This window comes from Xanthobacter albus, assembly GCF_043194895.2.
In the GTDB taxonomy this organism is placed as follows: Bacteria; Pseudomonadota; Alphaproteobacteria; order Rhizobiales; family Xanthobacteraceae; genus Xanthobacter.
The window spans coordinates 1616205-1641981 of record NZ_CM195532.1; the positions used below are offsets into that span (position 1 = coordinate 1616205).

Sequence of the window (25777 nt, forward strand, 5' to 3'; positions counted from 1 at the left end):
GAACGCAAACGGCCGGGCGCGGGGCCCGGCCGTCGGTGGGTGAGGCAAGGACCTCAGCGGCCCACGAACACCTCGTCGAGCTTGGCGCCGGAGGCGAAATGGTCGGCCTGGACCTTGTCCCAGCCTCCGAACACCTCCTCCACCTTCACGAGGCGCACGGGCGGGAACTGGTCCTTGTACTTGGCGGCCACCTCCGGGTTCACCACCCGGTGGAAGGCCTTGGCGGCCACTTCCTGGCCGGCGGGGGAGTAGAGGAACTCCAGGTAGGCGGTGGCGGCGGGGCGCGAGCCGCGCTTGTCCACCACCTTGTCCACCACCGCCACCGGGAACTCGGCGAGCAGGCTCACCGAGGGGGCGACGGCCTGGAGCTTGCGGTCGGGGTAGAGGCCCTGGATGGCGCGGGTCTCGGCCTCGAAGGTCACCAGCACGTCACCAGTCTCGCGCTCCGCGAAGGTGGTGGTGGCGCCGCGGCCTCCGGTGTCGAACACCGGCACGTTGGCGAGCAGCTTCTTCACGAAGGCGTCGGCCTTGGCGGTGTCGCCCTTGTTCTTCTCCAGCGCGTAGGCATAGGCGGCAAGGTAGGTGTAGCGCGCGTTGCCGGAAGTCTTGGGGTTGGGGAAGATGACCTTCACGTCCTCGCGCACGAGGTCGTCCCAGTCCTTGATGTTCTTGGGGTTGCCCTCGCGCACCAGGAACGAGGGGAAGGAATAGTAGGGCGAGGCGCTGTTGGGGAACTTCTTCTGCCAGTCCTTCGCGACGAAGCCGGCCTTGGCCAGCACGTCCACGTCGGTCACCTGGTTGAAGGTCACCACGTCGGCCTCCAGCCCCTCCAGGATGGCGCGGGCCTGGCGGGAGGAGCCGGCGTGGCTCTGGTTCACGGTGAGCTGCTGGCCGGTCTTCTCCTTCCACGCCGGGATGAACAGCGCGTTCTCGGCCGCGAACAGCTCGCGGGCGATGTCGTAGGAGACGTTGAGGATGGAGTCCGGCCCCGGCGCGGGCTGGGCCGTCTGGGCGAGGGCGGGCAGCGCGGCGGACGCGACGGCGCCGGCGAGCACCGTGGCGAGGAAGGCCCGGCGGTGGATCATGGATGGACTCCCAATTTCACATTTCACGTACGTTTAAAAACGTATTTCACGTGAGACATGGATAGCATGTGAAAATGGGTCTGTGAACTACCTCTCATCACCTATCGTCATTGTCGATTTAAGGACGTGCGCCTGCGGGCGCGGCAGCGCCGGGAGACCGGAGCGCGAAACGGGGAGGGTAGGTAGGCGGGGCGCCCTCAGTCCCGGTCTTCGTGCGCGAGGGTGCGGAAGTGGCCGCGCGCCTGGAGGAAGGCCAGCAGCACAAGGCCCGGCAGTCCCGCCAGGGCGGTGATGACGAAGAACACCGGCCAGCCCGTGGCTTCCGCGATGAAGCCGCCGCCGGAGGCCAGGAAGGTGCGTCCCACCGCCGTGAGCGCGGTCAGGAGGGCATATTGGGTGGCGGTGTGGGCGCGCGCGCCGCACAGGGCGGAGAGGTAGGCCACGAAGATCACGGTGCCGATGGCGCCGGTGAAATTCTCCACCACGATGGTGGCGGTGAGCGCCGCCGTGTTCACGCCGATGAGGGCCTGGGCGGTGAAGGCGAGGTTGGAGAGGATCTGCAGCACCCCGCCCACCCACAGGCAGGTGGCGAGCGGCAGGGCGCGGGCGATGAAGCCGCCGGCGAAGCCCCCGAGCAGCGCCGCGCCCAGCCCCACGCCCTTCACGATGCCGGCATAGGTCGCCTTGTCGAAGCCGATGGAGATGACGAACGGCGCCGTGAGCACGCCGGCGAAGGCGTCGCAGAACTTGTAGAGCAGCACGAACAGCAGGATCGCCACCGCCTGCTCGCGGGCCAGGAACTCGCTGAAGGCGCCCACCGCGGTGGAGACCACGCGGGCGACCGCGCCCACCCCCTCCTCGCGCACGGGGGCGGCGGGCTCGCGCGCCATGAAGGTGGCGATTATGCCCACGGCGACGAACGCCGCCGCCGCCACATAGCCCCAGAACCACACATCGGCGCGCACGGCGCCGTGCGCCTCCAGATAGGCCACGAGGGCGATGACGCCGGCGCCGGACACCAGCATGCCGATGCGGTAGGCGGCCACATAGCCGGCCATGCCCGCCGCCTGCTCGGAGGTGTCGAGCCGCTCCACGCGGAAGGCGTCCACCACGATGTCCTGGGTGGCGGAGACTGTGGCTACCGCCAGCGCCCCCAGCGCCACCATGAAGGGCGATGCGAGCGGGTTCTGCGCGCCCAGGAAGAGGATGCCGGCCAGGAGCGCGAGCTGGGTCGCCAGCAGCCAGCCCCGCCGCCGCCCCAGCAGGCGCGAGAGCACGGGCACGTCGAGCGCGTCCACCAGCGGCGCCCAGATGAACTTCAGCGTGTAGGGCAGGCCCACCAGAGAGAACAGGCCGATGCTGCCGAGGCTCACGCCGCTCTCGGTCATCCACACCGAGAGCGTGGTGCCGGTGAGCGCCAGCGGCAGGCCGGAGGAAAAGCCGAGCAGGATCACCACCAGCACGCTCGGGCGCGCATAGACGGTGAGGGCATCGAGGAAGGAGCGCCGCGCCGCGGGCGTCGAGGGGGCGGTGTCGTCGCTCATCGTGGGTCCACGCGAAATCCGGTCGGTTGCCTGCCGCGGCGGCGGTGCGCCGCGCCTGGGGCGGCAGTGAACACCGGCCGCGTTAAGAAAACGCCTTTGCCGGGTGCCCCCACGCCGGGCTCAGGCCTGGGTCCACAGGCCGGTCTCCACCTTGGAAACGGCGATCACCGCCTGGGTGCGGCTTTCCACCCCGAGCTTCTGCAGGATGGCGGAGACATGGGCCTTCACCGTCGCCTCGGAAACCGAGAGCTCATAGGCGATCTGCTTGTTGAGGCGGCCCTCGGCCAGCATCATCAGCACCCGCACCTGCTGGGGCGTGAGGGTGGAGAGGCGGGCGATGATGGCGTCGGTCTCCCCGTCGCCGCCGGCGCCGGGGGCGATGTCCGGCGGCACGAAGGCCTCGCCCTTCAGCACGTCGGAGATGGCGTCGCGCATCTGCCGCGTGTCCATGGTCTTGGGAATGAAGCCGGAGGCGCCGAGATCGAGGCAGCGGCGGATCACCGCCGGCTCCTCGTTGCCGGAAACCACCACCACCGGGAGCGCGGGATACTGCGCGCGCAAGTAGATGAGGCCGGAGAAGCCGCGCGCGCCGGGCATGGTGAGGTCCAGCAGCACGAGATCGAGCTCGCTGTCGCGGTCCAGGAAAGCGGTGAGCGCGTCGAAGGTGCCGAACTCGATGATGGCCGCGCGCGGGTGGTGGCTCAGCACAGCTTCCTTGAGGGCGCCGCGGAACAGGGGATGGTCGTCGGCGATGACGAGACGCAATTCACTTCCCGCGGCTTCTCCCAATGCACCCTCCCCGGAAGTTTCTGCGTTTTGACCCGTTCCCGGACACATTCTTCCTCGCCGCGCACCGCCCGCGCAACGAATCATCTTTCGAAATCATCGATCCGTGGCGAAGCTGTGGCAAGCGAATGCCTCAAGCTCCAGCATGACCGGTGAAGGCAAATACCACTTCCCGTCTGTGTTGTGCATTCCGGTGCTCCACGAGGTAGACGCCCTGCCAGGTGCCCAGGGCGAGGCACCCCTCGCTCACCGGAATGGAGAGGCACACCCCGCTGAGGAAGGTGCGGATGTGGGCGGGCATGTCGTCCGGCCCCTCGGTGTCGTGCACCCAGCCGGCATCCTGCGGGGCGAGCCGGCGGAGGGCCGTGAGCAGGTCGCGCTGCACGTCGGAATCAGCGTTTTCCTGGATGGTCAGGGATGCGGAGGTGTGCCGGCAGAAGACGGCGAGCACGCCTTCGCGGGCGCCGATCTCCGCCAGGAAGGCCTCCGCCTCGCGGGTGATCTCGGTGAAGCCCTCGCCCTCCGTCGGCACCGTCAGCCGGCATTCGGCGTGGGTATTGATGGGGCTCACGCGGGCGGGGGTACGGTCGAGACGGAACATGGGAGCATGCCTGCGCTGCATCGGTTGCGGGACTGTATTGCCTCTCGCGGCCCGGCCTGCAACCTTGGCGCCGCCTGAAGTGACTCGCCCGAGGCAGGAGCCCCGATGTCGAAGCTCGTTCTCGATCCCGTGGTGTTTGAGGATTCCGCCGTCGCCACCGACACGCGCATGGTGAATGACGCCATCGTGAAGGCGATGCTGGCGGTGCCCGACCGCTGGCTGGTGCCGCTGCCCCTGGTGCGGGCGGCGCGGCTCGCCGGCAAGGGCACCTTCGCCCTGCCGCCCGAGAGCAAGCGCGCCCATGTGGAGACCATTCCCGGCCCGCGCGGGCCCATCCCGCTGCGCATCCTCATGCCGGACGGGGCGCCGAAGGGCGTCTACCTTCACATCCACGGCGGCGGCTGGACCCTCGGCTCGGCCCGCGAGAACGAGAACCTCACGGACCGCATCGCCGCGCGCTGTGGCCTGGCGGTGGTATCGGTGGACTATCGGCTCGCGCCGGAAGAGCCCTATCCCGCCGGCCCGGACGATTGCGAGGCGGCGGCCCTGTGGCTGCTCGGCGAGGCGCAGAACCGCTTCGGCACCACCCGCCTCGCCATCGGCGGCGAATCGGGCGGGGCGACGCTGGTGGTCGCGACCCTGGTGCGCCTGCGCGACCGTCACGGCCTCACGCCCTTTTCCGCCGCGAACCTCACCGCCGGTTGCTACGACCTGCGCCTCACCCCCTCGGTGCGCAACTGGGGCGACCTGCCGCTCGTCATCAACCGCAGCGACGTCGAGCATTTCGTCGCCGGCTACCTGCGCCTCGAAGGCCGCGCGGACGATCCGGACGTCTCGCCCCTGCTCGCCAACCTGAAGGGCCTGCCGAAGGCGATGTTCACGGTGGGCACCCGCGACCCGCTGCTCGACGACACGCTGTTCATGGCCAATGCCTGGCTCGCGGCCGGCAACGAGACCTCGCTCGGCGTCTATCCCGGCGGCTGCCACGTCTTCATCGGCTTTCCCGGCACCCTGGCCGATCAGGCGCTGAAGAAGATGGACGAGTTCCTCTCCACCTTCTGACGTGAAGCCGGCTCAGAGCGTTTCGCTCTGGTCGGGGGCCTTCATCTCGTCGATGAGCTGGCGGAAGCGCCGGTAGAGGTGGGTGGCGTAGTCCAGGGCGCGGTCCACGTCGGAGGGCTCCGCCTGCGGCGGGGCGCCGGGGGCCGCCGCGCCCTTCTTCAGGGCGGCGATCTCGGCCTGAAGGCGGGCGATCTCCGCCTCGTAGGCGTCGCGGGTGTCGGGCACGGCTGTGCAGGCGAAGCCGCCCGCGCCCTTGGTGCAGAGCGAGACCTGCCCGGTCTGGGTGTCCATCTTGAGGGCGCCCCCCTCCACCGGCGCGAAGGCGAAGCGCGGCTGCTGCGGCGGCTCGCCCTCGGCGCGGGCGGCGCCCGACGAGGCGAGCAGCCCCGCCATGGTGAGGGCCATCAGGGCGGGCACGGCGGAACGGGCGGGCATGGTCATCGCGCCTCCTTGCGGGGGAACCCTTCGGCCTGGACTGTCCGGCAGGATCGGGGCCGAAGCGGGGCGCCCGCGCGCCGTTTCGCTCAGACGCCGCGCGGGCTTGAGCAAAGGCCCGTGCGTCATGCGCACGGGCCCCTGGTCTCAGCCGGCATCGGCGCGGAACGGCGCGCGCCCGCTGGCGAGGGCGTCGTCCAGCAGGTCGAGGCGATCCTGGCCCCAGAACACCTCGCCGTCGAGCACATAGGAGGGGGCGCCGAACACGTCGGCCGCGATCGCCTTGGCGCGATTGTCGGCATAGGTGTCGGAGGCGCGCGCGCCGGTTGCCGCCTCCACCAGCGCCGCGCCGGGCAGGCCCGCGGCATCGGCGATGGCGGCGACCTCCGCGGGATCGGCAAGGTTGCGCTGGCCCTGCCACACCGCCGCGAACAGGCCCGGCAGCAGCCGCTCCACCCCGTGGCCGGCCTGGAGCGAGGCGATGACGGTGCGGTCGGCCAGGGCCGGATCGAACGGCCAGAAGGCGGGGTGGAGATGGAAATCGATGCCGCGCTTCACGCGCCAGCGCTGCAATTCCAGGATGCGATAGCGCTGGCGCTGGGGCGCGCGCTTGGCGAGGGGCAGGCCGCCGCTCTCGGCGAAGACGGGCCCGAGCGCCACCGGGTGGAAGGCCACCTCCGCGCCGTGCCGCGCGGCGACGGCCGTGAAGGGCGCGTGGCCGATGAAGGCCCACGGGCTGATGGTGGAGAAGTAATAGTCGATGCGCCGCGCCATGGGTGATTCTCCGTTGCCGGCCCTTATACCATCGGCCCCGGTCTTTGACCGGTGCCGAGTGGTTACGCTCGGGCGCCGCGCGGCGCTTGCCCGCGGGGCCCCGGGCGGTCCATGCTGGGGTGGACGCGCCCCGCGTCCCGGTGGGAAATGGCATGACCGACAGCAGCTCCCTCGCCGCACGGCTCTCGGCGCTCCGGGCCGATCTCGACGCCGCCCGCCCGCGGGAGGCCGCCCGCGCGGCGGTGGAGCGGGCGCGCGCCGCCGCCGGGGTGGAGCTGAGGGATGCGGAGGCCGCGCTCTCCCGCACCACGGCGTGGGTGAAGGCGCATCCGCTCGCGAGCGCGGGGCTGTGCCTGCTGGCGGGGGTGGTGGCCGGCGGCCTTTGGAAATGGGGCAGGGGACGATGACCGATCTGGATACCCTGGTGCGGAATGCGCGCGTGCTGCTGCGCGCGGACCTCATCATCGCCGAGATCCACCTGCGACGGGCGGCCACCAAGTCCGCCTTCTTCGCCGTGGCGGGGGTGGTGGGCGCGTTCGGGCTGGTGATGCTGGGCATCGCCGGCTTCCTGGCGCTGGAGGCGCATTACGGCCCCATCCTCGCCGCTCTCATCGTCGGCGGCGGCGCGGTGGTGCTGGCGGGGCTGCTCGCCCTTCTCGGCGCCCAGGTGAAGCCGGGGCGCGAGCTTGGGATCGCCAACGAGGTGCACGCCGCCGCCCTGGCCGCCGTCAACAATGATCTCCAGTCCGTCGGGGCGGGGGCGTCGCGGCTGGCGGCCTTCGTGCGCAACCCGCTGGACAGCGCCCTGCCGGCGGTGGCGCTGTCGTTGCTCAATACCGTTCTGAAGGGCTTTCGCCGGAAGGGTTGAGCCGGCGCCCTTGACCCGCGCGCCGCGCTGCGGCACCCCCGCGTGGTGCCCTCCGCCGCCGGACGGGTCACGGGAGGATGCCCAATGACCGACGCGCCCCGATGCCCCCATGCGGCGCCTGCCGCCGCCGGCGATGCGAGCGCCGCCGGTGCCGCGCCATCGCCTTCCGCGTCCCCCTCTTCCGAGCCTCCAGCGCCCCGCTGCCCGGTGGCGCACGGCGCATCCATGGGGGCGGCGGCGCCCACGGGCGGCATGCCCGCGGACGCGACCCATGATGGCGCCATGCCGCGCGCCAGCGTGCGCGAGGGCGGGCAGCCGGTGATGCTGCTCACCGGTGCCTCGCGCGGCATCGGCCATGCCACGGTGAAGCTGTTCTCAGCCGCCGGCTGGCGGGTCATCACCTGCTCGCGCCATGCCTTTCCCGAGCAGTGCCCCTGGGGCGCGGGGCCGGAGGACCACCTGCAGGTGGACCTGTCGAGCCCGGCGAGCACGCTCGCCGCCATCGCGGAGGTGAAGCGCCGCCTGCCCGACGGCGCCCTTCATGCGCTCGTGAACAATGCCGCCATTTCGCCCAAGGGGGAGGGCGGCTCGCGCCTCGGTACCCTCGACACGGACCTGGAAACCTGGGTGGACGTGTTTCAGGTGAACTTCTTCGCGCCCATCATCCTGGCGCGGGGCCTTTCTGCGGAGCTTGAGAAGGCGCGGGGCTCGGTGGTGAACGTCACCTCCATCGCCGGCTCGCGGGTCCATCCCTTCGCGGGCGCTGCCTATGCCACCTCCAAGGCGGCGCTGGCGGCGCTGACGCGGGAGATGGCCTCCGATTTCGGGCGCCGGGGCATCCGCGTGAACGCCATCGCGCCGGGGGAGATCGACACCGCCATCCTCTCGCCGGGCACGGAGAAGATCGTGGCGCAGATCCCCATGCAGCGCCTGGGCACGCCGGAGGAAGTGGCCAAGATCATCTACGTGCTGTGCACGGACATTTCGTCTTACCTCAACGGCGCGGAGATCCACATCAACGGCGGGCAGCACGTCTGAGCGCGCCCAGGAGCATTTTCAAGCGAAGTGGACACAGGTTCGCTTGAAGAAAATGCGTGATCTCATGAATCTGGAGCGGTCGCCGCGTGCGGGAGCGCGCGGAAAACGCTCCAGAGCATTTTCAAGCGAAGCGGACACAGGTTCGCGTGAAGAACATGCGCAAACTCAAGCTTCGAGAGCGTCATCCGTGAGCCGTCGCGAACGGAAAATGCTCCAAGCGTCGGTTGGCGTCGGTCGTGATGCCGGGCTTGCGGAGGGTGGTCTTCTTGCCCGCGTCGCAGCCCTTCGCGTCCCTTCCCTGGTCGCGGCGCCGGGTCCGCGCGCGGGCCTCGGGCATGATGCTTCGGCATGGCGCCGCGTCTGCCGATCGCGAGGGGCGCACCCCGCCCTCGGGCTCGGCGGAGAGGCGCGCCGCGTGCGGGCCACGCGCCTCTCCCCACTTTCCATGCGTGGAGGCCGCTCAGGCCTCGGCGGGCTCCAGCGGCGGGGCGGCCATGGGGTTCGGGCGCGGGCGCAGGATGCGACGCAGGGTGTTGGTGTCGGTGTGGTTGAATGCCGGCACCTGCCCGCGGATCGCGAGATCGGTGCGGGTCACATAGGTCCAGCTTCCGTCATCGTTGAAGGTGATGTCGATGCGGTAATAATCGGTGCGGAAGGCTTCCTCGAGGAAGGTGGTGGAGGCGATGCCGAAGCGGGTATCCCCCCGCCGCGCCTCCACCGTGAGGGTCTTGTCGTCGGTGCCGGCCTTGCCGCCGGCCAGCACCACCTGGCCGCGCGGGATGGCGATGGTCTGCATGATGAGGCCGGTCGCCGGCTCCCACAGCCAGTAGCCGACCTGGTCGTGGAAGGTGCCCGCCTCGCCCGGCGCTGTGATGTGGACATGGTAGCGCAGGCCGTAGAGCAGCTGCGGGCCGTTGGTCTGCGGGTCGATCGGCTCCATGCGGACGACCTCGCTGAAGACGCGCCGCTCCGGGCCGTCGGCCTTCGGGTTCACGTCCACACCGGTGTCGGACTGCCAGGTGCCGGCGAGGCGGCGCAGGGGACCGAGATTGGCGAGAGTGTCGGGGGAGTAATCCTCGGGCTCAGTATAAATGTCATCGACAATGTTCGACATCGGGCAACATCCTGAGAGACATGATTTCGCCTGCCGGGCCGTTGTCCCGACCGGCCTCGGCGCTCCTGCGACGCCTCCGCTTGTTTAAGGCGGGCGGGGGGAGCGCGACAAGGACGGCGAAACGGGTCCGGGGCGTTTCAAGCTCGGGAAATAGTCGATGCGACCAAAGGCCGTGTGACGGCGGGCCACGGGTTCCGCCGGCGGTGCGGCCCCGTGGCCCCGCCGGTCAGCGCAGGGCGGGCGGCCAGTCGAGCCCGGTGCGCTGGCCCTGCCCCGAAGGGGCTATGGCCGCATCCATCTGCGCTTCCGAGAGGCCCAGGGCACCGAGGATGGCGCGGCTCTGGTCGGTCTCGTCCAGGGGGCGCGCCACCGCCGGGGTGCGGGAGAGGCGTGGCACCGCCGGCACCCGGTTCGGCCCGGAGCCGGGGTGGCGGGCGGCGTTGTGGGGCTCGTCCCACACCTCGTGCGGTTCCAGCACCGGGGCGACGCAGGCGTCCGTTCCGGCGAACACGGCGGCCCAGGCGTCACGCGGGCGGGAGAGGAAGGCGGCGGCGAGCCGGCGTTCGATGTCCGGCCAGTTGGCGCGAGCCATGTGGTCGGGCGCCTCGCCCAGCTCCAGGGTGCGCCACAGGGTTTCGAAAAAGCCGCGCTCCAGGGCGCCGACGGCGATGAAGCGCCCGTCGGCGCAGGCATAGGTGCGGTAGAAGGGCGTGTCGCCCGCCAGCAGCCCCTCGCCGCGCGCGGGCCAGTGGGGCGTGCGCCACAGGGGCAGGTGCATGGCCATGAGGGAGAGGGCGCCGTCCAGCATGGCGGCGTCGATCTTCTGGCCCCGCCCCGAGCGGCGCGCCTCGATCACCGCCGCCAGGACACCGATGGCCGCCATGAGGCTGCCGCCCGCGAAATCGGCCACCAGATTGAGCGGCGCGGTGGGCGGGGCCTCCTTCGGCCCCAGGCCGCCGAGCACGCCGGAAAGGGCGAGATAGGTGATGTCGTGCCCCGCCTCCTGGGCGCGCGGCCCATCCTGGCCGAAGCCGGTGACGGAGCAGTAGACCAGCTTCGGGTTGAGTGCGGCCAATTCTTCGTAGCCGGCGCCGATGCGGTCGGCGACGCCGGGGCGGAAGCCCTCCACCAGCACGTCGGCGGTCTTCACCAGCGCATGCAGCGCGGCGCGCCCTTCGGGCGCCTTCAGGTCGAGGGAGATGAAGCGCTTGCCGCGCGACAGCTCGGGAATGGGCACGCCGGCGCGCCCGCCGCCCACCACGATCACCTCGGCCCCGAGGTCCGCGAGCAGCATGGTGCAGTAGGGGCCCGGCGCGAGGCGGGAGAGATCGACCACGCGCAGGCCGGCGAGAGGGCCGGCGGGCGTGCTTTCGGGCGTGTTGGCGGGTTGGGGATCGGTCATCTGGCGTTTCCTCGGGTGTGGTCTGCTCGCGGCCCGTTTTCGGGCTCTGCGCGAGGGGCCCTCTTCCGCGTGCGGGAGAGAGCTTCGTGTCTCAAAGGCTGCGGGCGATGACGATGCGCTGCACGTCGCTGGTGCCCTCGTAGATCTGGCACACCCGCACATCGCGGTAGATGCGCTCCACCGGGAAGTCGGCGAGATAGCCGTAGCCGCCGTGGATCTGGATGGCGGCCGAGCACACCTGCTCCGCCGTCTCCGAGGCCAGGAGCTTGGCCATGGAGGCCTCGGTGAGGCAGGGCAGGCCCGCTTCCCGCAGGCTGGCGGCGTGCAGCACCATCTGCCGCGCGGCCTCGATGCGGGTCGCCATGTCGGCGAGGCGGAAGGCCACCGCCTGATGCTCGAAGATGGGCTTGCCGAAGGTCACGCGCTCCTTCGCGTAGGCGAGGGCCGCCTCGAACGCCGCCCGCGCCATGCCCACCGCCTGGGAGGCGATGCCGATGCGCCCGCCCTCCAGGTTCGCGAGCGCGATCTTCAGCCCCTCGCCCTCTGCGCCCAGGCGCAGGCTCTCGTGGATGCGCATGTCGTTGAAGGCGAGGGCGCAGGTGTCGGACGAATGCTGGCCCAGCTTGTCCTCCACCCGCACCACCTCGTAGCCGGGGGTGTCGGTGGGCACGATGAAGGCGGAGATGCCCTTCTTGCCCGCGTCCGGGTCGGTCACCGCGAACACGATGACGAGATTGCCGTTCTTGCCGGAGGTAATGAACTGCTTGGCGCCGTTCAGCACGTAATGGTCGCCGTCGCGCCGGGCGCGGGTGCGGATGGCGGCGGCGTCCGAGCCCGTGTGCGGCTCGGTCAGGGCGAAGCCGCCGATCCATTCGCCCGAGGCGAGCCTGGGCAGGAAGCGCTGCTTCTGTTCTTCGGTGCCGAACTTCACGATGGGTCCGCAGCCCACCGAGGAATGCACGGAGACGATGGTGGACGTGGCGCCGTCCGCCGCCGCGATCTCCTCCAGCGCCAGGGCGTAGGAGACGAGATCGGCGGCCGAGCCGCCGTATTCCTCCGGCACCAGCATGCCGAGGAAGCCCAGGGTCCCCATCTCGGCAAGCTCGGCGCGGGGGAAGGCGTGCGCCCGGTCGCGCGCGGCGGCGCCGGGGGCGAGCTGCTCCCCGGCGAAGGCGCGGACCATGTCGCGGATGTCCCTTTGGGTGTCGGTGAGGATCACGGCTTCACTCCCTTGGCGGCTTCTTGTTGGCGGCGTCTTCTTGTTGGTTCTTGGCCTTGTGGTGGGTGGGGGGAGGGCGGCACCCCGCCCCAGGCGCAGGCCCGGTCCGGATGCCGCCCTCCGGCGCCCCGGCTCCGCCATCCCCCGCGGAGGGGGCCGGGGCGCCAGGGTTCAGTTCAGGCGCTCGATGGCGACCGCCGTCGCCTCGCCGCCGCCGATGCAGAGCGAGGCGATGCCGCGCTTCAGGCCATATTTCTGCAGCGCCGCCAGCAGCGTCACCATCACCCGCGCGCCGGAAGCGCCGATGGGATGGCCCAGCGCGCAGGCGCCGCCGTGCACGTTGACCTTCTCTTCCGGCAGGGCGAGGTCCTTGATGGCCACCATGGGCACCACGGCGAAGGCCTCGTTGATCTCGAACAGGTCCACATCCCCGAGCGCCCAGCCGGTCTTTTCCGCGAGCTTGCGCATGGCGCCGACGGGGGCGGTGGTGAACAGGCTCGGCGCCTGGGCGTGGGTGGCGTGGCCGACGATGGCGGCGAGCGGGGTGAGCCCGCGCCGCTCCGCCTCCGAGCGGCGCATCAGCACCAGCGCCGCCGCGCCGTCGGAGATGGAGGAGGAGTTGGCCGCCGTCACCGTGCCGCCCTCGCGGAAGGCGGGCTTGAGGGTGGGGATCTTGTCGAGCTTCGCCTTCGGGGGCTGCTCGTCGCTCGCCACCACGCGCTCGGCCTTGCCGGCCTTCACCGTCACGGGAACGATCTCCGCCGCGAAGGAGCCGTCGGTGATGGCCTTCTGCGCCTTGGTGAGGGAGGCGATGGCGAAGGCATCCTGCGCCTCGCGGGTGAACTGGTATTCCTGCGCGCAATCCTCCGCGAAGGTGCCCATGAGGCGGCCCTTGTCGTAGGCGTCCTCCAGCCCGTCCAGGAACATGTGGTCCAGCACCCGGCCGTGGCCCATGCGGTAGCCGGCGCGGGCGCGGTCCAGCAGGTAGGGGGCGTTGGTCATGCTCTCCATGCCGCCCGCCACCACCACGCCGGCCGAGCCCGCCGTGAGCAGGTCGTGGGCGAACATGGCCGCCTTCATGCCGGAGCCGCACATCTTGTTGATCGTGGTGGCGCCCGCCGAAAGCGGCAGCCCGGCGCCGAGCCCCGCCTGGCGCGCCGGGGCCTGGCCCTGGCCGGCCGGCAGCACGCAGCCGAACACCACCTCCTCCACCTGGTCGGGCGGAAGGCCCGCGCGCTCCAGCGCGGCGCCGATGGCGGCGGCGCCCAGGGTGGAGGCGTTCACATCCTTGAGATCGCCCTGGAAGCCGCCCATGGGGGTGCGGGCGGCGCCGACGATGACGATGGGATCAGAAGCCGTCATGTGTTGTTTCCTCCCTTCTTGCGATCAGCGCGGCGGCATGCGCAGCGCGCCGTCGAGGCGGATGACCTCGCCGTTCAGCATGATGTTCCCGATGATGTGCGCGACCAGCGCCGCATATTCCGGCGGCCGGCCGAGCCGGGGCGGGAACGGCACGCTCCTGCCCAGCGCGTCCTGAACCTCCTGGGCCATGCCGGCCATCATCGGGGTCTCGAAGATGCCGGGGGCGATGGTGACCACCCGCACCCCGAACCGCGCCAGCTCGCGCGCCGCCGGCAGGGTGAGGGCCGCCACCCCGCCCTTGGAGGCGGCATAGGCGCACTGGCCGATCTGCCCGTCGAAGGCGGCGATGGAGGCGGTGTTGATGATGACGCCGCGCTCGCCGTCGGCGCCCGGCTCCTCCTTCACGATGGCATCGGCCGCGAGCCGCAGCATGTTGAAGGTGCCGACGAGATTGATGGAGACGGCGCGGGCGAAGCTCTCCAGCTTGTGCGGCCCCTCGCGGCCCGCCACCTTCTCGCCCGGCGCGACGCCGGCGCAGTTGACGAGGCCGTGCACGTGGCCGAACGCCGCCTTCGCCAGCGCCACGGCGGCGAGGCCGTCCGCCTCGCTGGTCACGTCCGCCTTCTGGAAGCGGAAGCTCTCGCCCAGCTCGGCGGCGACGGCCTCGCCGGCCGCGGTGTTGATGTCGAGCCCCACCACCTTCGCGCCCTCGCCCACCAGCAGGCGGGAGACGGCGGCGCCGAGGCCGGAGCCGGCGCCGGTGACGAGAAACACGCGGTCCTTGGTCTGCATGGGTTCCTCCCCCTTATCGTTGGGCGCGGCCCCTCGGGCCGCGCGGGCTTCGCCTCAGGCGGCGCCGGTGTTGCCCTTGCCGGTTTCCCGGTTGCGCAGCATGAAGCGTTGCAGCTTGCCGCTCGGCGTCTTCGGCAGCTCGGCCATGAATTCGATCTCGCGCGGGTAGGCGTGGGCCGAGAGGCGGTGCTTCACGTACTGCCGCAGCTCCTCCGCCAGCGCCTCGGAGGGGGCGACGCCCTCGCGCAGGATCACGAACGCCTTCACGATCTCCGTGCGCTCGGGGTCGGGCTTGCCGATCACCGCCGCCTCGATCACCGCCGGATGCTCGATGAGCGCGCTTTCCACGTCGAACGGCCCGATGCGGTAGCCGGACGAGGTGATGACATCGTCTGCACGGCCGACGAAGCTGATGCGTCCGTCGTCCTCCAGCTCCACCGTGTCGCCGGTGCGGTAGTAGCCGCCGGCCATGGCCGGGGTCTCCTGCCGCCAGTAGCCGGTGAACCAGAGCAGCGGCGAGCGCGCCATGTCGATGGCGAGCACGCCCGGCACGTTCGGCGGCAGCTCCCGGCCCGCCTCGTCCAGCACCGCCACCCGGTAGCCCGGCATGGCGAAACCGGCGGAGCCGGGGTGCACCGCGTGCTTCAGGCGGTGGTGGTTGTTCACCACCATGCCCAGCTCGGTCTGGCCGTAATGGTCGAAGATGGGGGCGTCGAGATGCTCCGCGAACCAGCGGATCACCTCCGGGTTCAGCGGCTCGCCGGCGCTGGAGACGGCGCGCAGCTGGCCCTTCACCTTCGCCGCCGCCTCGGGGCCGGCGGCGATGAGCAGGCGGTAGGCGGTGGGCGCGCCGGCAAGGTTGGTGATGCCGTGGCGCTTGATGACGTCATAGGTGCCGGCGGCCGTGAAGGGGCCGTCATAGAAGGTGGTGGCGTGGCCGAGCAGCAGCGGGCCCGTCACCGCGTAATAGAGGCCGTAGGCCCAGCCGGGATCGGCGATGTTCCAGAACTTGTCCTCGGGCCGCAGGTCCACCGCGTCGCGCATGTAGATCAGGAAGGCGAGCAGCGCCTTGAGCGGCACCGGCACCCCCTTGGGCAGCCCGGTGGTGCCCGAGGTGGACATCATGAGGAAGAGGTCCGTGCCCTTGCGCAGCACGGGCTCGAATTCCTCGCCCTGGCGCGCCAGCTCGGCGTGGAAGTCGAGGTCGCCCGGCCGCGGCGCGCCTTCGCCGGGGCGGGTGACGAGCGCCACCTGGGGCGCCTTTTCCACCTCGTCCAGCTTGGGGCGGTTGTGGGTGTCGGTGACCACCAGCTTCGCGCCGGAGGTCTTCAGCCGGTGCTCGATGGCCTTGGGGCCGAAGGCGGTGAACAGGGGCTGGTAGACCGCTCCCGCCCGCCAGGTGCCCAAAATGGTGATGAGCAGCTCCGGCGTGCGCGGCAGGAGGCCCGCCACCACATCGCCGGGCTTGATGCCCTGGGCGGTGATGAGGTTCGCGAAGCGGGCGGACAGCGCCTTCATCTGGGCGAAGGTGTAGCTGGCGCGCCGGCCGTCGGCGCTCTCCCAGTCGAGGGCGGTGCCGCCGGAGGCGACGTGGCGGTCGCAGCATTCCACGCAGGCGTTGAGGCCGCTCTCCAGGTCGCCGTCGAGCAGGGCCGCCACGTCGGCGAGGCGGAAGTCGCGGGTGGCCTCCGCATGGGAGGGGGCGGGATTCGTGGCGTCGGCCATTTTCGTTCCTCCATCGGTCCCCGGCTTCCGGACGGGCGGGGACGCATTCTCGGTTGGCTCGATCTAGCGACGAAGATGGGTGGCATACGATGACCGAATGGAGCTAAATTCGTGATCGGTTTTGCCATGTGTGGCCGGCAGGCACGGCGCGAGGGAGGAGCGCATGGAGCGGCGCATGATCTCGCCCGGCTTCGTGGAGGACGCGCTGCAATGCCTGCGCCGCCGCGGCATCGACGAGCGCCCGCTGCTGGCCCGTGCCGGCCTGCCGGAAGTGGTGCGCGAGCCGGTCTCGGCCGAGCGCTACGGCGCCCTGTGGCTCGCCATCGCCGCCACCATCGATGACGAATTCTTCGGCGAGGGGGCGCGGCCCATGCGCTCCGGCAGCTTCACCCTGCTGTGCCACGCCATCCTTTCGGCCCGGACGCTGGAGCAGGCGTTGCGGCGGGCCCTGCGCTTCCTGCGCCTCGTGATGGACGACCCCCACGGCGAGCTGGTGGTGGCCGATGGCCTCGCCCAGGTGGTGCTGAAGGATGCCGGCTCGCCGCGCTCGGCCTTTGCCTACCGCACGTTCTGGATCGTGGTGCACGGCATCACCTGTTGGCTGGTGGGCCGGCGGGTGCCGCTCAGGCGCGTGGATTTCCGCTGCGGGCCGCCGGCCCATGGGGCGGACTATGGCCAGTTCTTCGGCGCGCCGGTGCGCTTCGGCCAGCCCGAGAGCCGGCTTGCCTACGACGCCGACTTCCTGAAGCTGCCGGCCATCCGCAACGAGCGGGCGCTGCGCGAGTTCCTGCGCCGGGCCCCGGCCAACATCCTGGTGCGCTACCGGCACGATGCGGGCCTCGTGGCCAAGGTGCGCGCGCGGCTGCGCGCCACGCCGCCGGCCCGGTGGCCGAGCTTCCATGAACTGGCGGCCCAGCTGCGCATGCCGGAGCCCACCCTGCGCCGGCGCCTGCGCCTGGAGGGGCAGGCCTATCGCGACATCAAGGATGAGATGCGGCGCGCGCTCGCCATGGCGGCGTTGTCCGAAGGCGGGCGGGACGTGGCCGAGATCGCCGTCGATCTCGGCTTCTCCGAGCCCAGCGCCTTCCACCGCGCCTTCCGCAAATGGACCGGCAAGAGTCCGGGGGCCTGGCGCACCGAGGCGGCGGGCTGATGCCGGAGGCCGGTGAGCTTTTCTCGCCGGCCGTGCTCAATGCCTCCAGGCCCAGCCCGCGCGAAACTTGAGCGGACCTGCCCGGCGCGGGGCAAGGGCGGGGCAAGGGCGAAGATTGCGGGGCCGGTGATCGCCGTCAGGGCATGAAAAAGCCCCCTCTCCCGGCCGGGAGAGGGGGCCGATCTCGGGTCGGCGATGGGCTGAAGGGCTCAGCGCGGCAGGGTCGAGGCGCCCATGAGCACCTTGTCGATGGCGTGGGCGGCCTGGCGGCCCTCGCGGATGGCCCACACCACGAGCGACTGGCCGCGCCGCATGTCACCGGCCGCGAACAGCTTGGGCACGGAGGTGGCGTAGTCCTCGTCGTTGGCGCTGACATTGCCGCGCTTGTCGAGGGCGACGGCGGTATCGGCCAGCATGCCCGCGTGCAGGGGGTGGGCGAAGCCGATGGCCAGGAACACGAGATCGGCGCGCAGCACGAACTCGGTGCCGGCGACGGGCTGGCGCTTGGCGTCCACGCGGGCGCACTTCACGCCGGTGACGCGGCCGTTGCGGCCCTCGATGCCCAGCGTGGCGCAGGCGAACTCGCGCTCGGCGCCCTCGGCCTGGGAGGAGGAGGTGCGGAACTTGGTGGGCCAGAACGGCCAAACCGCCAGCTTGTCCTCCTTCATGGGCGGCACCGGGCGGATGTCGAGCTGGGTGACCGAGAGCGCGCCCTGGCGGAAGGCGGTGCCCACGCAGTCGGACGCGGTGTCGCCGCCGCCCACCACCACCACGTGCTTGCCGGCGGCGATGATGGGAAGCTCGCGCACCTCTTCCCCGCCCTCGCGGCGGTTGGACTGCACGAGATAGGGCATGGCGAAGTGCACGCCCTCAAATTCCTGGCCGGTGAGCTGCGGGTCGCGCGGGGCCTCGGAGCCGCCGGCGAGCAGCACCGCGTCATGGCCGTCGAGCAGCGCCTGGAGCGGCGTGGTGACGCCCACGTTCACCCCGTAATGGAAGGTGACGCCCTCTGCCTCCATCTGCGCCACGCGGCGGTCGATGTGCTTCTTCTCCATCTTGAAATCGGGGATGCCATAGCGCAGCAGGCCGCCGGCCTTGGGCTCGCGCTCGTAGACATGCACCTCGTGGCCGGCGCGGGCGAGCTGCTGGGCGGCGGCGAGGCCGGCGGGGCCGGAGCCGATCACGGCGACCTTCCTGCCCGTCTTCACGGCGGCGGGCTCGGGGCGGATCCAGCCCTTCTTCCAGCCCATGTCGGCGATGGACTGCTCCACCGTCTTGATGGTGACGGGCATGTCCTCAAGGTTCAGCGTGCAGGCCTCCTCGCACGGGGCGGGGCAGACGCGGCCGGTGAACTCGGGGAAATTGTTGGTGGAGTGCAGGTTGCGGACCGCCTCCTCCCACTCGCCGCGATAGACGAGGTCGTTCCAGTCCGGAATCTGGTTGTGGATCGGGCAGCCGGTGGGGCCGTGGCAGAAGGGCACGCCGCAATCCATGCAGCGCGAGGCCTGGTTCACCACCTCGGATTCGGGCAGCGGCAGAGTGAATTCGCGGAAATGGCGAATGCGGTCGGAGGCGGGCTGATACTTCTGCTCGCGCCGATCAATTTCCAGGAAACCCGTGACCTTGCCCATTGGAACCTCGTTGCGGGAGCCGCCGCGCGCGCCGCGTCTGCGCACTTCTGCTCCATTACAAGAATTATAACAGCTTGAGGACTCGGAATTGGCGTGCCGGAACGTGTTGCGCCGGTCCGAGCCGGATGCGAGGGCCGAGCGGGCGGCCGGCTTGCGGGGGAAGGGGCGAGCCCCTGCCGGGCCGGGCCGCGCGGAGAGAGGCGCTCCGCGGCCGCCGGCGGCGCCCCCGCTCAGGCCCTCCCCGCTTGCGGGCGGGGGAGCCGGGCGAGGGCGGATGTCGGCTTACTCCGCCGCCACGAGGCCGCGCAGCTTCTCCATGTCGCGCAGGGCGCGCCGGTATTCCACCGGCATCACCTTCACGAACTTGGAGCGGTAGTCCGCCCAATTGTCGAGGATGGCCTGCGCCCGCGCCGAGCCCGTGTAGTGCAGGTGCTTGGCGATGAGCTGGTGCAGGCGCTCCTCGTCGTGGCGGGACATGTCGGAGTGCACGTCGATGCGGCCCTTGAACTCCAGGTCGCCGCCGTGGTGGTGGAGACGCTCCAGCAGGTCCTCCTCCTCCTCCACCGGCTCCAGGTCGACCATGGAGAGGTTGCAGCGCTTGGCGAAGGTCTTGTCCTCGTCGAGCACATAGGCCACGCCGCCGGACATGCCGGCCGCGAAGTTGCGCCCGGTGAGGCCGATGACCACCACCACGCCGCCGGTCATGTACTCGCAACCATGGTCGCCGGTGCCCTCGACCACCGCGATGGCGCCGGAGTTGCGCACCGCGAAGCGCTCGCCCGCCACGCCGTGGAAGTAGCACTCACCTTCGGTGGCGCCGTACATCACGGTGTTGCCGACAATGATGGAGTGCTCCGGCACGATGGCCGAATGGGCCGGCGGCCGCACGATGATGCGCCCGCCCGAGAGGCCCTTGCCCACGTAGTCGTTGGCCTCGCCCACGAGGTCGAAGGTGACGCCGGCGGCGAGGAAGGCGCCGAAGGCCTGGCCCGCCGTGCCGGAGAGCTTCACGTGGATGGTGTCGTCCGCCAGCCCCGCATGGCCGTAGCGCTTGGCGACCGCGCCAGAGAGCATGGCGCCGGCGGAACGGTCCACCGAGCGGATGGGGGTCTCGATTACCACCTTCTCGCCGCGCTCCAGGGCCGGCGCCGCCTTCTCGATGAGGGTGCGGTCGAGCACCTTCTCGATGGGGTGGTGCTGGCGCTCGGTGTGGCGGATGCCGGCGAGGCGCTCGTCGGCCGGCCGCTCGGGCCGGGCGAACAGCTTGGAGAAGTCCAGGCCCTTGGCCTTCCAGTGGTCGATGGCCTTCTGCTGGTCGAGCACGTCGGCGCGGCCGACCATGTCCTCGACCTTCCGGAAGCCGAGCTGGGCCATGTACTCGCGCACTTCCTCGGCGACGAAGAAGAAGTAGTTGATGATGTGCTCCGGCGTGCCCTTGAAGCGCTTGCGCAGCACCGGGTCCTGGGTGGCGACGCCCACCGGGCAGGTGTTGAGGTGGCACTTGCGCATCATGATGCAGCCGGCGGCGATTAGCGGCGCGGTGGAGAAGGCGAACTCGTCCGCCCCCAGGAGCGCGCCGATCACCACGTCGCGCCCGGTGCGGAAGCCGCCGTCCACCTGCAGCGCGACGCGCGAGCGCAGGCCGTTGGCCACCAGCGTCTGCTGGGTCTCGGCGAGGCCCATCTCCCACGGCGAGCCCGCGTGCTTGATGGCGGTGAGCGGGCTCGCGCCCGTGCCGCCCTCGAAGCCGGAGATGGTGATGTGGTCCGCGCGCGCCTTGGCGACGCCCGCAGCCACCGTGCCCACGCCGACCTCGGACACGAGCTTCACCGACACGTCCGCGTCGGGGTTCACGTTCTTGAGGTCGTAGATGAGCTGCGCGAGATCCTCGATGGAGTAGATGTCGTGGTGCGGGGGCGGGGAGATGAGGCCCACGCCGGGGGTGGAGTGGCGCACCTTGGCGACCACCGCGTCCACCTTGTGGCCGGGAAGCTGGCCGCCCTCACCGGGCTTCGCGCCCTGGGCCACCTTGATCTGCATCACGTCGGAATTGACGAGGTATTCGGCGGTGACGCCGAACCGGCCCGAGGCCACCTGCTTGATGGCGGAGCGCATGCTGTCGCCGTTGGGCAGGGGCTTGAAGCGCTCTGGCTCCTCGCCGCCCTCGCCGGTGTTCGACTTGCCGCCGATCCGGTTCATGGCGATGGCGAGCGTGGTGTGCGCCTCACGCGAGATGGAGCCGAACGACATGGCGCCGGTGACGAACCGCTTCACGATCTCGGAGGCGGGCTCGACCTCGGTGATGTCGAGGGGCTGGTGGCCGATCTCCTCCGCCTCGCGGATGCGGAACAGCGAGCGGACGGTGAGCAGCTTCTCGTTGCTGGCGTTCACCATGCCGGAGAAGGCGCGGTACTGGTCCTGCGCGTTGCCGCGCACGGCGTGCTGAAGGGTGGCCACCGTGTCCGGCGTCCAGGCGTGGTCCTCGCCGCGCATGCGGAAGGCGTACTCGCCGCCCACGTCGAGGGCGAGGCGGTAGACCGGCGCGTCGGAGAAGGCGAGCTGGTGGCGGCGCACCGTCTCCTCGGCGATCTCGGCAAGGCCGATGCCCTCGATGGTGGTGGCGGTGCCGAAGAAATACTTGTTCACGAGCTCGGAGTTGAGGCCGACCGCGTCGAAGATCTGCGCGCCGCAATAGGACTGGTAGGTGGAGATGCCCATCTTGGACATCACCTTCAGCAGGCCCTTGTCCACCGACTTGATGAAGCGCTTGACGATCTCCTTGTCGTCGACCTCCTCCGGAATCTCGTCCTTCATGGCGAGCAGGGTCTCGAAGGCGAGGTAGGGGTTGATGGCCTCGGCGCCATAGCCCGCGAGGCAGGCGAAGTGGTGCACCTCGCGCGCCTCGCCGGTCTCCACCACCAGGCCCACGGAGGTGCGCAGGCCCTTGCGGATGAGGTGATGGTGCACCGCCGCCGTGGCCAGCAGCGCCGGGATCGGGATGCGATCCGGCCCGGTCATGCGGTCGGAGAGGATGATGATGTTGTAGCCGCCGTGCACGGCCGCCTCGGCGCGGTCGCACAGGTGCTCCAGCGCGCCTTCGAGGCCCGCAGCGCCCTTGTCGGCGGCGTAGGTGATGTCCAGCGTGCGGGTGTCGAACCGCTCCTCCATGAAGCCGATGGAGCGGATCTTCTCCAGGTCCTCGTTGGTGAGGATGGGCTGGCGCACTTCCAGCCGCTTGCGGCGGGCGGTGCCCTCAAGATCGAAGATGTTGGGCCGTGGGCCGATGAACGACACCAGGCTCATCACCAGCTCCTCGCGGATCGGGTCGATGGGCGGGTTCGTCACCTGCGCGAAGTTCTGCTGGAAGTAGGAGAACAGCGGCTTCGACTTGTTGGAGAGCACGGAGATGGGCGTGTCGGTGCCCATGGAGCCCACCGCCTCCTGGCCGGTGATGGCCATGGGCGCCATGAGCAGCTTCAGCTCTTCCTGGGTGTAGCCGAACGCCTGCTGGCGATCGAGCAGCGACACGTCGGTGCGCACCTCGCGCGCCTCCACGGGGCGCAGGTCTTCCAGGACGAGCTGGGTGTGCTTCAGCCACTCCTTGTAGGGGTGCGCCTTGGCGAGCTCGGACTTGATCTCCTCGTCAGGGACGAGACGGCCTTCCTCCAGGTCCACCAGCAGCATCTTGCCGGGCTGGAGGCGCCACTTGGTGACGATCTTCTCCTCGGGGAGCGTGAGAACGCCCATTTCGGAGGCGAGCACGATGGTGTCGTCGGTGGTCACCATGTAGCGGGCGGGGCGCAGGCCGTTGCGATCCAGGGTCGCGACGATCTGCCGGCCGTCGGTGGCGACGATGGCGGCCGGTCCGTCCCACGGCTCCATGAGGGAGGCGTGGTACTCGTAGAAGGCGCGGCGCTCCTCGTCCATGAGCGGGTTGCCGGCCCAGGCCTCGGGCACCAGCATCATGGCCGCGTGGGGCAGGGAGTAGCCGCCCTGGGTCAGGAATTCGAGCGCGTTGTCGAAGCAGGCGGTGTCCGACTGGCCCTCGTAGCTGATGGGCCAGAGCTTGGAGATGTCGGCGCCGAACAGCTCCGAATCCACGCTCGCCTGCCGCGCCGCCATCCAGTTGACGTTGCCGCGCAGGGTGTTGATCTCGCCGTTGTGGGCCACCATGCGATAGGGGTGGGCCAGCGGCCAGGCGGGGAAGGTGTTGGTGGAGAAGCGCTGGTGCACCAAGGCGAGCGCGCTTTCGAAGTCCGGGTCGGAGAGGTCCGGATAATAGGCGCCGAGCTGGTCCGCCAGGAACATGCCCTTGTAGACCAGGGTGCGGCACGACAGCGACACCGGGTAATAGCCCGCGATGCGGGCGTCGCCGGCGTTGTAGACGCTGTTGGAGATCACCTTGCGCAGCACGTAGAGGCGGCGCTCGAAGGTGTCCTCGTCGGTAATGTCCTCGCCGTGGCCGATGAACACCTGCACGTGCTCGGGCTCGGTGGGCAGCACGCTGACGCCGAGGGAGGAATTGTCGGTGGGAACCTCACGCCAGCCAAGCAGCACCAGGCCCTCTTCCGCCACCACGCGCTCATAGGTGGCGCGCACGATCTCCTGGCCTTCCGCGTCGCGGGGCATGAAGATGTGGCCGACCGCGTACTTGCCGGGCTCGAGCAGGGTGAAGCCGAGGCGCGCGGCCTCCTTGGCGAAGAACCTGTGGGGAATCTGCACCAGCATGCCGGCGCCGTCGCCGGCGCGCGGGTCGGCGCCCACGGCGCCGCGGTGCTCGAGGTTCAGGAGGATCTTGATCCCGTCCTCGACGATCTTGTGGGACTTGCGGCCCTTGATGTCCGCCACGAAGCCGACGCCGCAGGCGTCCCGCTCGTGGGCCGGGTCGAACAGGCCGAACGGGGCCGGACGACCGACGATCGCCGTGCCTTTCACGGCGGCGGCACCGGTCGCCACGCTTCCGCTCAAGCCATCCCTGCGATCAGTCCCTGCCATTTTACGTCCCTTTTTCAATTGTCGGGCCGAAGTGCGTTCCGCCTCCGGCCCGGCTGATCCCATTGCGTTTCGGCGGTTTCGCCCGGCGGTCCGCGGCGCGGTCCGGCTCGTGCCGTTCGCCCCAAACTGCCGCGCGGCCGCCCCCGGCGCAATGGCCTATCTGTCTCGCCGTGCACTGCAACTTCCACGCCATAAGGCCCGAGCGCGCCCATCCGCATGCGCGTGCGTTGCGCGGAAGGAGCCTTGCGATGTGGGGGATAGGGCAGCACGACTTCCCTATCCATCGGAAGATGCCAGAAAACTGAACATTTCACAAGCGGTGCAGTGGCGTCTCTGACACCTTTATGACCAAAAATTGCGCATGGCTCGTCTGCTGCGAAAGATAGGGTGCGGGCGCATGCCCCGGCACGCAACGGCCTTGCGGCGCGCCGGAAGGCGGCCGGCAAAGGAGCGTCACGCACGGGGCCGATGCCGCCGTCTCGCCGTCCCACCGGTGCCGCATTGGGCGGATGTAGTGCCGCCACGGATTTTCAGCCTGCGCAGGTGACAACGGACCATGCCCCTTCCCGCCCTCCTGCGGCGCGCCCGCCGAACGGCCAGCGCCGCTTTTCCCGCGCGCCTTGCGCCTGCCCGCCCACGCGCGGCCCTGCTGCTCGCCTGCGGCGTGGCCGTGCTTCCCGCGGCCTTTCCCGCTCCCGCCGCGGCCCAGTATCTCATCTACGAGCAGCCCTATGGCTATGAGCCGGCGCCTTATGGCTATGAGCGTCCGCCCGTCTATGTGCCCGCGCCGCGCGGCCCGCTGCATTATGTGATGCTGCCGCCGTCCGAGGTCCGGCGCCGGCTCCAGGCCATGGGCTATTGGCAGATCTCGCGCCCGGTGCTCACCGGGCGGGTTTATTCACTCACGGCGGCGGATAACGAAGGGCTGCTGAGCCTGCAGGTGGACGCCTATTCCGGCGAGGTGCTGCGGGTTCGTCCCGTGGGCGCGCTGCCGCCGCCCGCCGGGCGTGCGCCCATGGTGCCGCCGGCGAGGATCATGGCCGCGCCGCCGCGCCCCGTGGGGCCGCCCGCGAACGCTCCGCTGCCACCGTCGCGCCCCCCGGAGGCCGATATCGCGCTCTCTGCGCCGGCGGTGCCGCTCCCCGCGGAAGCCGCGCCCGCACCGGAAACCGCCGTCGCGCCGCCCTCCGCCGCGCCACAAGCGGCCCCGGCGTCGGTGCCGGATACCGGGACGCCGCCGCCCGTGGCCGCGGGCCCGGAGGTGGCGCCGGCATCGGAACCGACCTCCGCCGGCAGCGCCACGCCGGGCGACACCACGGCGGGCTCCGCTTCGATCCTGTCGCGGCCGTCGGGCACCCAATGACGCCCCTCGCCCCGGTCAAGAGCCGGGGCCAACGGCGGTTTTGCCTGGGTGCCGCGCGGGGCTGGCCGAAGGCCCATGAGAGAAGCTCAGGGGCCTTCGGCGTCGCGCCTCAGATCACGTAGGCGGCCGCCAGCAGGCCCAGCACCACCACCGCCAGCAGGCCGAGGGTGACGAGCCCCAGCCGCTTCTCGATGAATTCGCGGGCCATGGGCCCGAAGTAGTGCAGCAGCGCCGCCAGCAGGAAGAAGCGGGCGCCGCGGGTGATGATCGAGAGCACGATGAACCAGCCGAGGCTGTATTCGGCGAAGCCGGATGTGATCGTCACCAGCTTGTAGGGGATGGGGGTGAGCCCCTTCAGCAGAATCACCCAGTGGCCGTAGTGGGCATAGGCGGTGCGGAAGGCATCCACCTTGTTGCCGTAGCCGTAGAGATCGATCAGGAACTTGCCGACGCTTTCATAGAGCAGGGCGCCGATGGCGTAGCCCACGAGGCCGCCCAGCACCGAGGCGATGGTGGCGATGAGCGCGTAGCGCCATGCCCGGTCGGGGCGCGCCAGGGTCATGGGCACCAGCAGCACGTCGGGCGGGATGGGAAAGACGGAGCTCTCCGCGAACGAGACGAAGGCGAGGGCCCAGGGGGCGGAGGGCTTCGCCGAATAGGCGATGACCCAGTCGTAGAGCTTGCGGAGCATCGGGGGACTTCTTTTTCCGAAGGTGCCTCCGCTTAAGCGGCCGGAGCGGCGGAGTAAAGGCGAAGCTCCCGCCACGAGGCCGCAGGCGGAAGGGCCGCGCCGGCGGCGCGGTATCTGGCGCCCGCATCGCGGGATCG

The 25777-nt window shown here is 70.6% G+C and carries 21 protein-coding genes; 6 read left to right on the forward strand and 15 right to left on the reverse strand.

The features are described from left to right. Nucleotides 1–53: 53 nt before the first annotated feature. The 4 genes from V5F75_RS07260 to V5F75_RS07275 form a co-directional block, all read right to left on the reverse strand. Nucleotides 54–1085 carry a sulfate ABC transporter substrate-binding protein gene (locus V5F75_RS07260; RefSeq protein ID WP_394035706.1) on the reverse strand — a complete coding sequence of 344 codons (1032 nt, stop codon included), beginning with the start codon at nt 1083–1085 and terminating at the stop codon, nt 54–56. A 197-nt stretch (nt 1086–1282) separates the two neighbouring features. Then, complete coding sequence (locus V5F75_RS07265; protein ID WP_394035704.1) at nt 1283–2629, reverse strand: AmpG family muropeptide MFS transporter; 1347 nt, start codon at nt 2627–2629, stop codon at nt 1283–1285. Nucleotides 2630–2749: 120 nt separating this feature from the next. Then, nucleotides 2750–3466 (reverse strand): LuxR C-terminal-related transcriptional regulator, encoded by a 717-nt coding sequence (locus V5F75_RS07270; RefSeq protein WP_394035702.1) that lies wholly within the window; start codon nt 3464–3466, stop codon nt 2750–2752. An 82-nt stretch (nt 3467–3548) separates the two neighbouring features. Further along, complete coding sequence (locus tag V5F75_RS07275; RefSeq protein WP_394035700.1) at nt 3549–4016, reverse strand: secondary thiamine-phosphate synthase enzyme YjbQ; 468 nt, start codon at nt 4014–4016, stop codon at nt 3549–3551. Between the two features lie 105 nt (nt 4017–4121). Between V5F75_RS07275 and V5F75_RS07280 the strand changes: the two genes are divergently transcribed. After that, entirely contained in the window at nt 4122–5078 is a 957-nt protein-coding gene (locus tag V5F75_RS07280; protein WP_394035698.1) for an alpha/beta hydrolase, read from the forward strand. 12 nt (nt 5079–5090) lie between these two features. Here V5F75_RS07280 and V5F75_RS07285 read toward each other — a convergent pair whose 3' ends face one another. Together V5F75_RS07285 and V5F75_RS07290 are read right to left on the reverse strand one after the other, a co-directional pair. Further along, complete coding sequence (locus V5F75_RS07285) at nt 5091–5519, reverse strand: hypothetical protein (RefSeq protein ID WP_394035696.1); 429 nt, start codon at nt 5517–5519, stop codon at nt 5091–5093. 141 nt (nt 5520–5660) lie between these two features. Further along, nucleotides 5661–6287, reverse strand: a complete 627-nt coding sequence (locus tag V5F75_RS07290; protein ID WP_394035694.1) for a 2-hydroxychromene-2-carboxylate isomerase — start codon at nt 6285–6287, stop codon at nt 5661–5663. Between the two features lie 152 nt (nt 6288–6439). Between V5F75_RS07290 and V5F75_RS07295 the strand changes: the two genes are divergently transcribed. From V5F75_RS07295 to V5F75_RS07305, 3 genes are all read left to right on the forward strand, one after another. Further along, nucleotides 6440–6694: a hypothetical protein gene (locus V5F75_RS07295; RefSeq protein ID WP_394035692.1), complete on the forward strand. Its 255-nt coding sequence runs from the start codon at nt 6440–6442 to the stop codon at nt 6692–6694. Beyond that, nucleotides 6691–7155 (forward strand): phage holin family protein, encoded by a 465-nt coding sequence (locus V5F75_RS07300; RefSeq protein ID WP_394035690.1) that lies wholly within the window; start codon nt 6691–6693, stop codon nt 7153–7155. The genes V5F75_RS07295 and V5F75_RS07300 overlap by 4 nt, the downstream gene beginning before the upstream one ends. A gap of 321 nt (nt 7156–7476) precedes the next feature. Then, nucleotides 7477–8193: an SDR family NAD(P)-dependent oxidoreductase gene (locus V5F75_RS07305; protein WP_394035800.1), complete on the forward strand. Its 717-nt coding sequence runs from the start codon at nt 7477–7479 to the stop codon at nt 8191–8193. Between the two features lie 460 nt (nt 8194–8653). Here V5F75_RS07305 and V5F75_RS07310 read toward each other — a convergent pair whose 3' ends face one another. The 6 genes from V5F75_RS07310 to V5F75_RS07335 form a co-directional block, all read right to left on the reverse strand. After that, nucleotides 8654–9307, reverse strand: a complete 654-nt coding sequence (locus V5F75_RS07310; RefSeq protein WP_394035688.1) for an FABP family protein — start codon at nt 9305–9307, stop codon at nt 8654–8656. Nucleotides 9308–9533: 226 nt separating this feature from the next. Then, the gene (locus V5F75_RS07315) at nt 9534–10709 is read right to left on the reverse strand and encodes a CaiB/BaiF CoA transferase family protein (RefSeq protein WP_394035686.1); all 1176 of its coding nucleotides are present in this window, start codon (nt 10707–10709) and stop codon (nt 9534–9536) included. A gap of 91 nt (nt 10710–10800) precedes the next feature. After that, on the reverse strand, nt 10801–11928 hold the full coding sequence (locus V5F75_RS07320; protein WP_394035684.1) for an acyl-CoA dehydrogenase family protein: 1128 nt from the start codon (nt 11926–11928) through the stop codon (nt 10801–10803). Between the two features lie 171 nt (nt 11929–12099). Then, nucleotides 12100–13290 carry an acetyl-CoA C-acetyltransferase gene (locus tag V5F75_RS07325; RefSeq protein ID WP_394035682.1) on the reverse strand — a complete coding sequence of 397 codons (1191 nt, stop codon included), beginning with the start codon at nt 13288–13290 and terminating at the stop codon, nt 12100–12102. A 24-nt stretch (nt 13291–13314) separates the two neighbouring features. Continuing rightward, the gene (locus V5F75_RS07330; protein ID WP_394035680.1) at nt 13315–14082 is read right to left on the reverse strand and encodes an SDR family NAD(P)-dependent oxidoreductase; all 768 of its coding nucleotides are present in this window, start codon (nt 14080–14082) and stop codon (nt 13315–13317) included. Nucleotides 14083–14136: 54 nt separating this feature from the next. Beyond that, nucleotides 14137–15807 carry an acyl-CoA synthetase gene (locus V5F75_RS07335; RefSeq protein ID WP_394035678.1) on the reverse strand — a complete coding sequence of 557 codons (1671 nt, stop codon included), beginning with the start codon at nt 15805–15807 and terminating at the stop codon, nt 14137–14139. Nucleotides 15808–15970: 163 nt separating this feature from the next. Here V5F75_RS07335 and V5F75_RS07340 point away from each other — a divergent pair, with 163 nt between their 5' ends. Then, a complete protein-coding gene (locus V5F75_RS07340) occupies nt 15971–16960 on the forward strand; it encodes an AraC family transcriptional regulator (RefSeq protein WP_394035676.1) in 990 nt (329 codons plus the stop codon). 209 nt (nt 16961–17169) lie between these two features. On the opposite strand, the gene V5F75_RS07345 is transcribed toward V5F75_RS07340, so the two are convergent. Both V5F75_RS07345 and gltB read right to left on the reverse strand, forming a co-directional pair. Then, the gene (locus tag V5F75_RS07345) at nt 17170–18591 is read right to left on the reverse strand and encodes a glutamate synthase subunit beta (protein WP_394035674.1); all 1422 of its coding nucleotides are present in this window, start codon (nt 18589–18591) and stop codon (nt 17170–17172) included. Nucleotides 18592–18873: 282 nt separating this feature from the next. Further along, nucleotides 18874–23586 carry a glutamate synthase large subunit gene (gene gltB, locus V5F75_RS07350; protein ID WP_394035672.1) on the reverse strand — a complete coding sequence of 1571 codons (4713 nt, stop codon included), beginning with the start codon at nt 23584–23586 and terminating at the stop codon, nt 18874–18876. A 556-nt stretch (nt 23587–24142) separates the two neighbouring features. Between gltB and V5F75_RS07355 the strand changes: the two genes are divergently transcribed. Next, nucleotides 24143–24949 carry a hypothetical protein gene (locus V5F75_RS07355; RefSeq protein ID WP_394035670.1) on the forward strand — a complete coding sequence of 269 codons (807 nt, stop codon included), beginning with the start codon at nt 24143–24145 and terminating at the stop codon, nt 24947–24949. A 109-nt stretch (nt 24950–25058) separates the two neighbouring features. Here V5F75_RS07355 and V5F75_RS07360 read toward each other — a convergent pair whose 3' ends face one another. Continuing rightward, entirely contained in the window at nt 25059–25640 is a 582-nt protein-coding gene (locus V5F75_RS07360; RefSeq protein ID WP_394035668.1) for a YqaA family protein, read from the reverse strand. Nucleotides 25641–25777: the final 137 nt, after the last annotated feature.

Excerpts from the sequence above, each read along its gene's own strand:
- V5F75_RS07275 (WP_394035700.1), bottom strand. The coding sequence starts at position 4,016 with ATGTTCCGTCTCGACCGTACCCCCGCCCGCGTGAGCCCCATCAATACC.
- V5F75_RS07295 (WP_394035692.1), top strand. The coding sequence starts at position 6,440 with ATGACCGACAGCAGCTCCCTCGCCGCACGGCTCTCGGCGCTCCGGGCC.
- V5F75_RS07360 (WP_394035668.1), bottom strand. The coding sequence starts at position 25,640 with ATGCTCCGCAAGCTCTACGACTGGGTCATCGCCTATTCGGCGAAGCCC.
- V5F75_RS07340 (WP_394035676.1), top strand. The coding sequence starts at position 15,971 with ATGGAGCGGCGCATGATCTCGCCCGGCTTCGTGGAGGACGCGCTGCAA.
- V5F75_RS07355 (WP_394035670.1), top strand. The coding sequence starts at position 24,143 with ATGCCCCTTCCCGCCCTCCTGCGGCGCGCCCGCCGAACGGCCAGCGCC.
- V5F75_RS07300 (WP_394035690.1), top strand. The coding sequence starts at position 6,691 with ATGACCGATCTGGATACCCTGGTGCGGAATGCGCGCGTGCTGCTGCGC.
- V5F75_RS07315 (WP_394035686.1), bottom strand. The coding sequence starts at position 10,709 with ATGACCGATCCCCAACCCGCCAACACGCCCGAAAGCACGCCCGCCGGC.
- V5F75_RS07270 (WP_394035702.1), bottom strand. The coding sequence starts at position 3,466 with ATGTGTCCGGGAACGGGTCAAAACGCAGAAACTTCCGGGGAGGGTGCA.
- V5F75_RS07305 (WP_394035800.1), top strand. The coding sequence starts at position 7,477 with ATGCTGCTCACCGGTGCCTCGCGCGGCATCGGCCATGCCACGGTGAAG.
- V5F75_RS07290 (WP_394035694.1), bottom strand. The coding sequence starts at position 6,287 with ATGGCGCGGCGCATCGACTATTACTTCTCCACCATCAGCCCGTGGGCC.
- V5F75_RS07280 (WP_394035698.1), top strand. The coding sequence starts at position 4,122 with ATGTCGAAGCTCGTTCTCGATCCCGTGGTGTTTGAGGATTCCGCCGTC.
- V5F75_RS07285 (WP_394035696.1), bottom strand. The coding sequence starts at position 5,519 with ATGACCATGCCCGCCCGTTCCGCCGTGCCCGCCCTGATGGCCCTCACC.
- V5F75_RS07260 (WP_394035706.1), bottom strand. The coding sequence starts at position 1,085 with ATGATCCACCGCCGGGCCTTCCTCGCCACGGTGCTCGCCGGCGCCGTC.
- V5F75_RS07330 (WP_394035680.1), bottom strand. The coding sequence starts at position 14,082 with ATGCAGACCAAGGACCGCGTGTTTCTCGTCACCGGCGCCGGCTCCGGC.
- V5F75_RS07325 (WP_394035682.1), bottom strand. The coding sequence starts at position 13,290 with ATGACGGCTTCTGATCCCATCGTCATCGTCGGCGCCGCCCGCACCCCC.
- V5F75_RS07265 (WP_394035704.1), bottom strand. The coding sequence starts at position 2,629 with ATGAGCGACGACACCGCCCCCTCGACGCCCGCGGCGCGGCGCTCCTTC.
- V5F75_RS07345 (WP_394035674.1), bottom strand. The coding sequence starts at position 18,591 with ATGGGCAAGGTCACGGGTTTCCTGGAAATTGATCGGCGCGAGCAGAAG.
- V5F75_RS07310 (WP_394035688.1), bottom strand. The coding sequence starts at position 9,307 with ATGTCGAACATTGTCGATGACATTTATACTGAGCCCGAGGATTACTCC.
- V5F75_RS07335 (WP_394035678.1), bottom strand. The coding sequence starts at position 15,807 with ATGGCCGACGCCACGAATCCCGCCCCCTCCCATGCGGAGGCCACCCGC.
- gltB (WP_394035672.1), bottom strand. The coding sequence starts at position 23,586 with ATGGCAGGGACTGATCGCAGGGATGGCTTGAGCGGAAGCGTGGCGACC.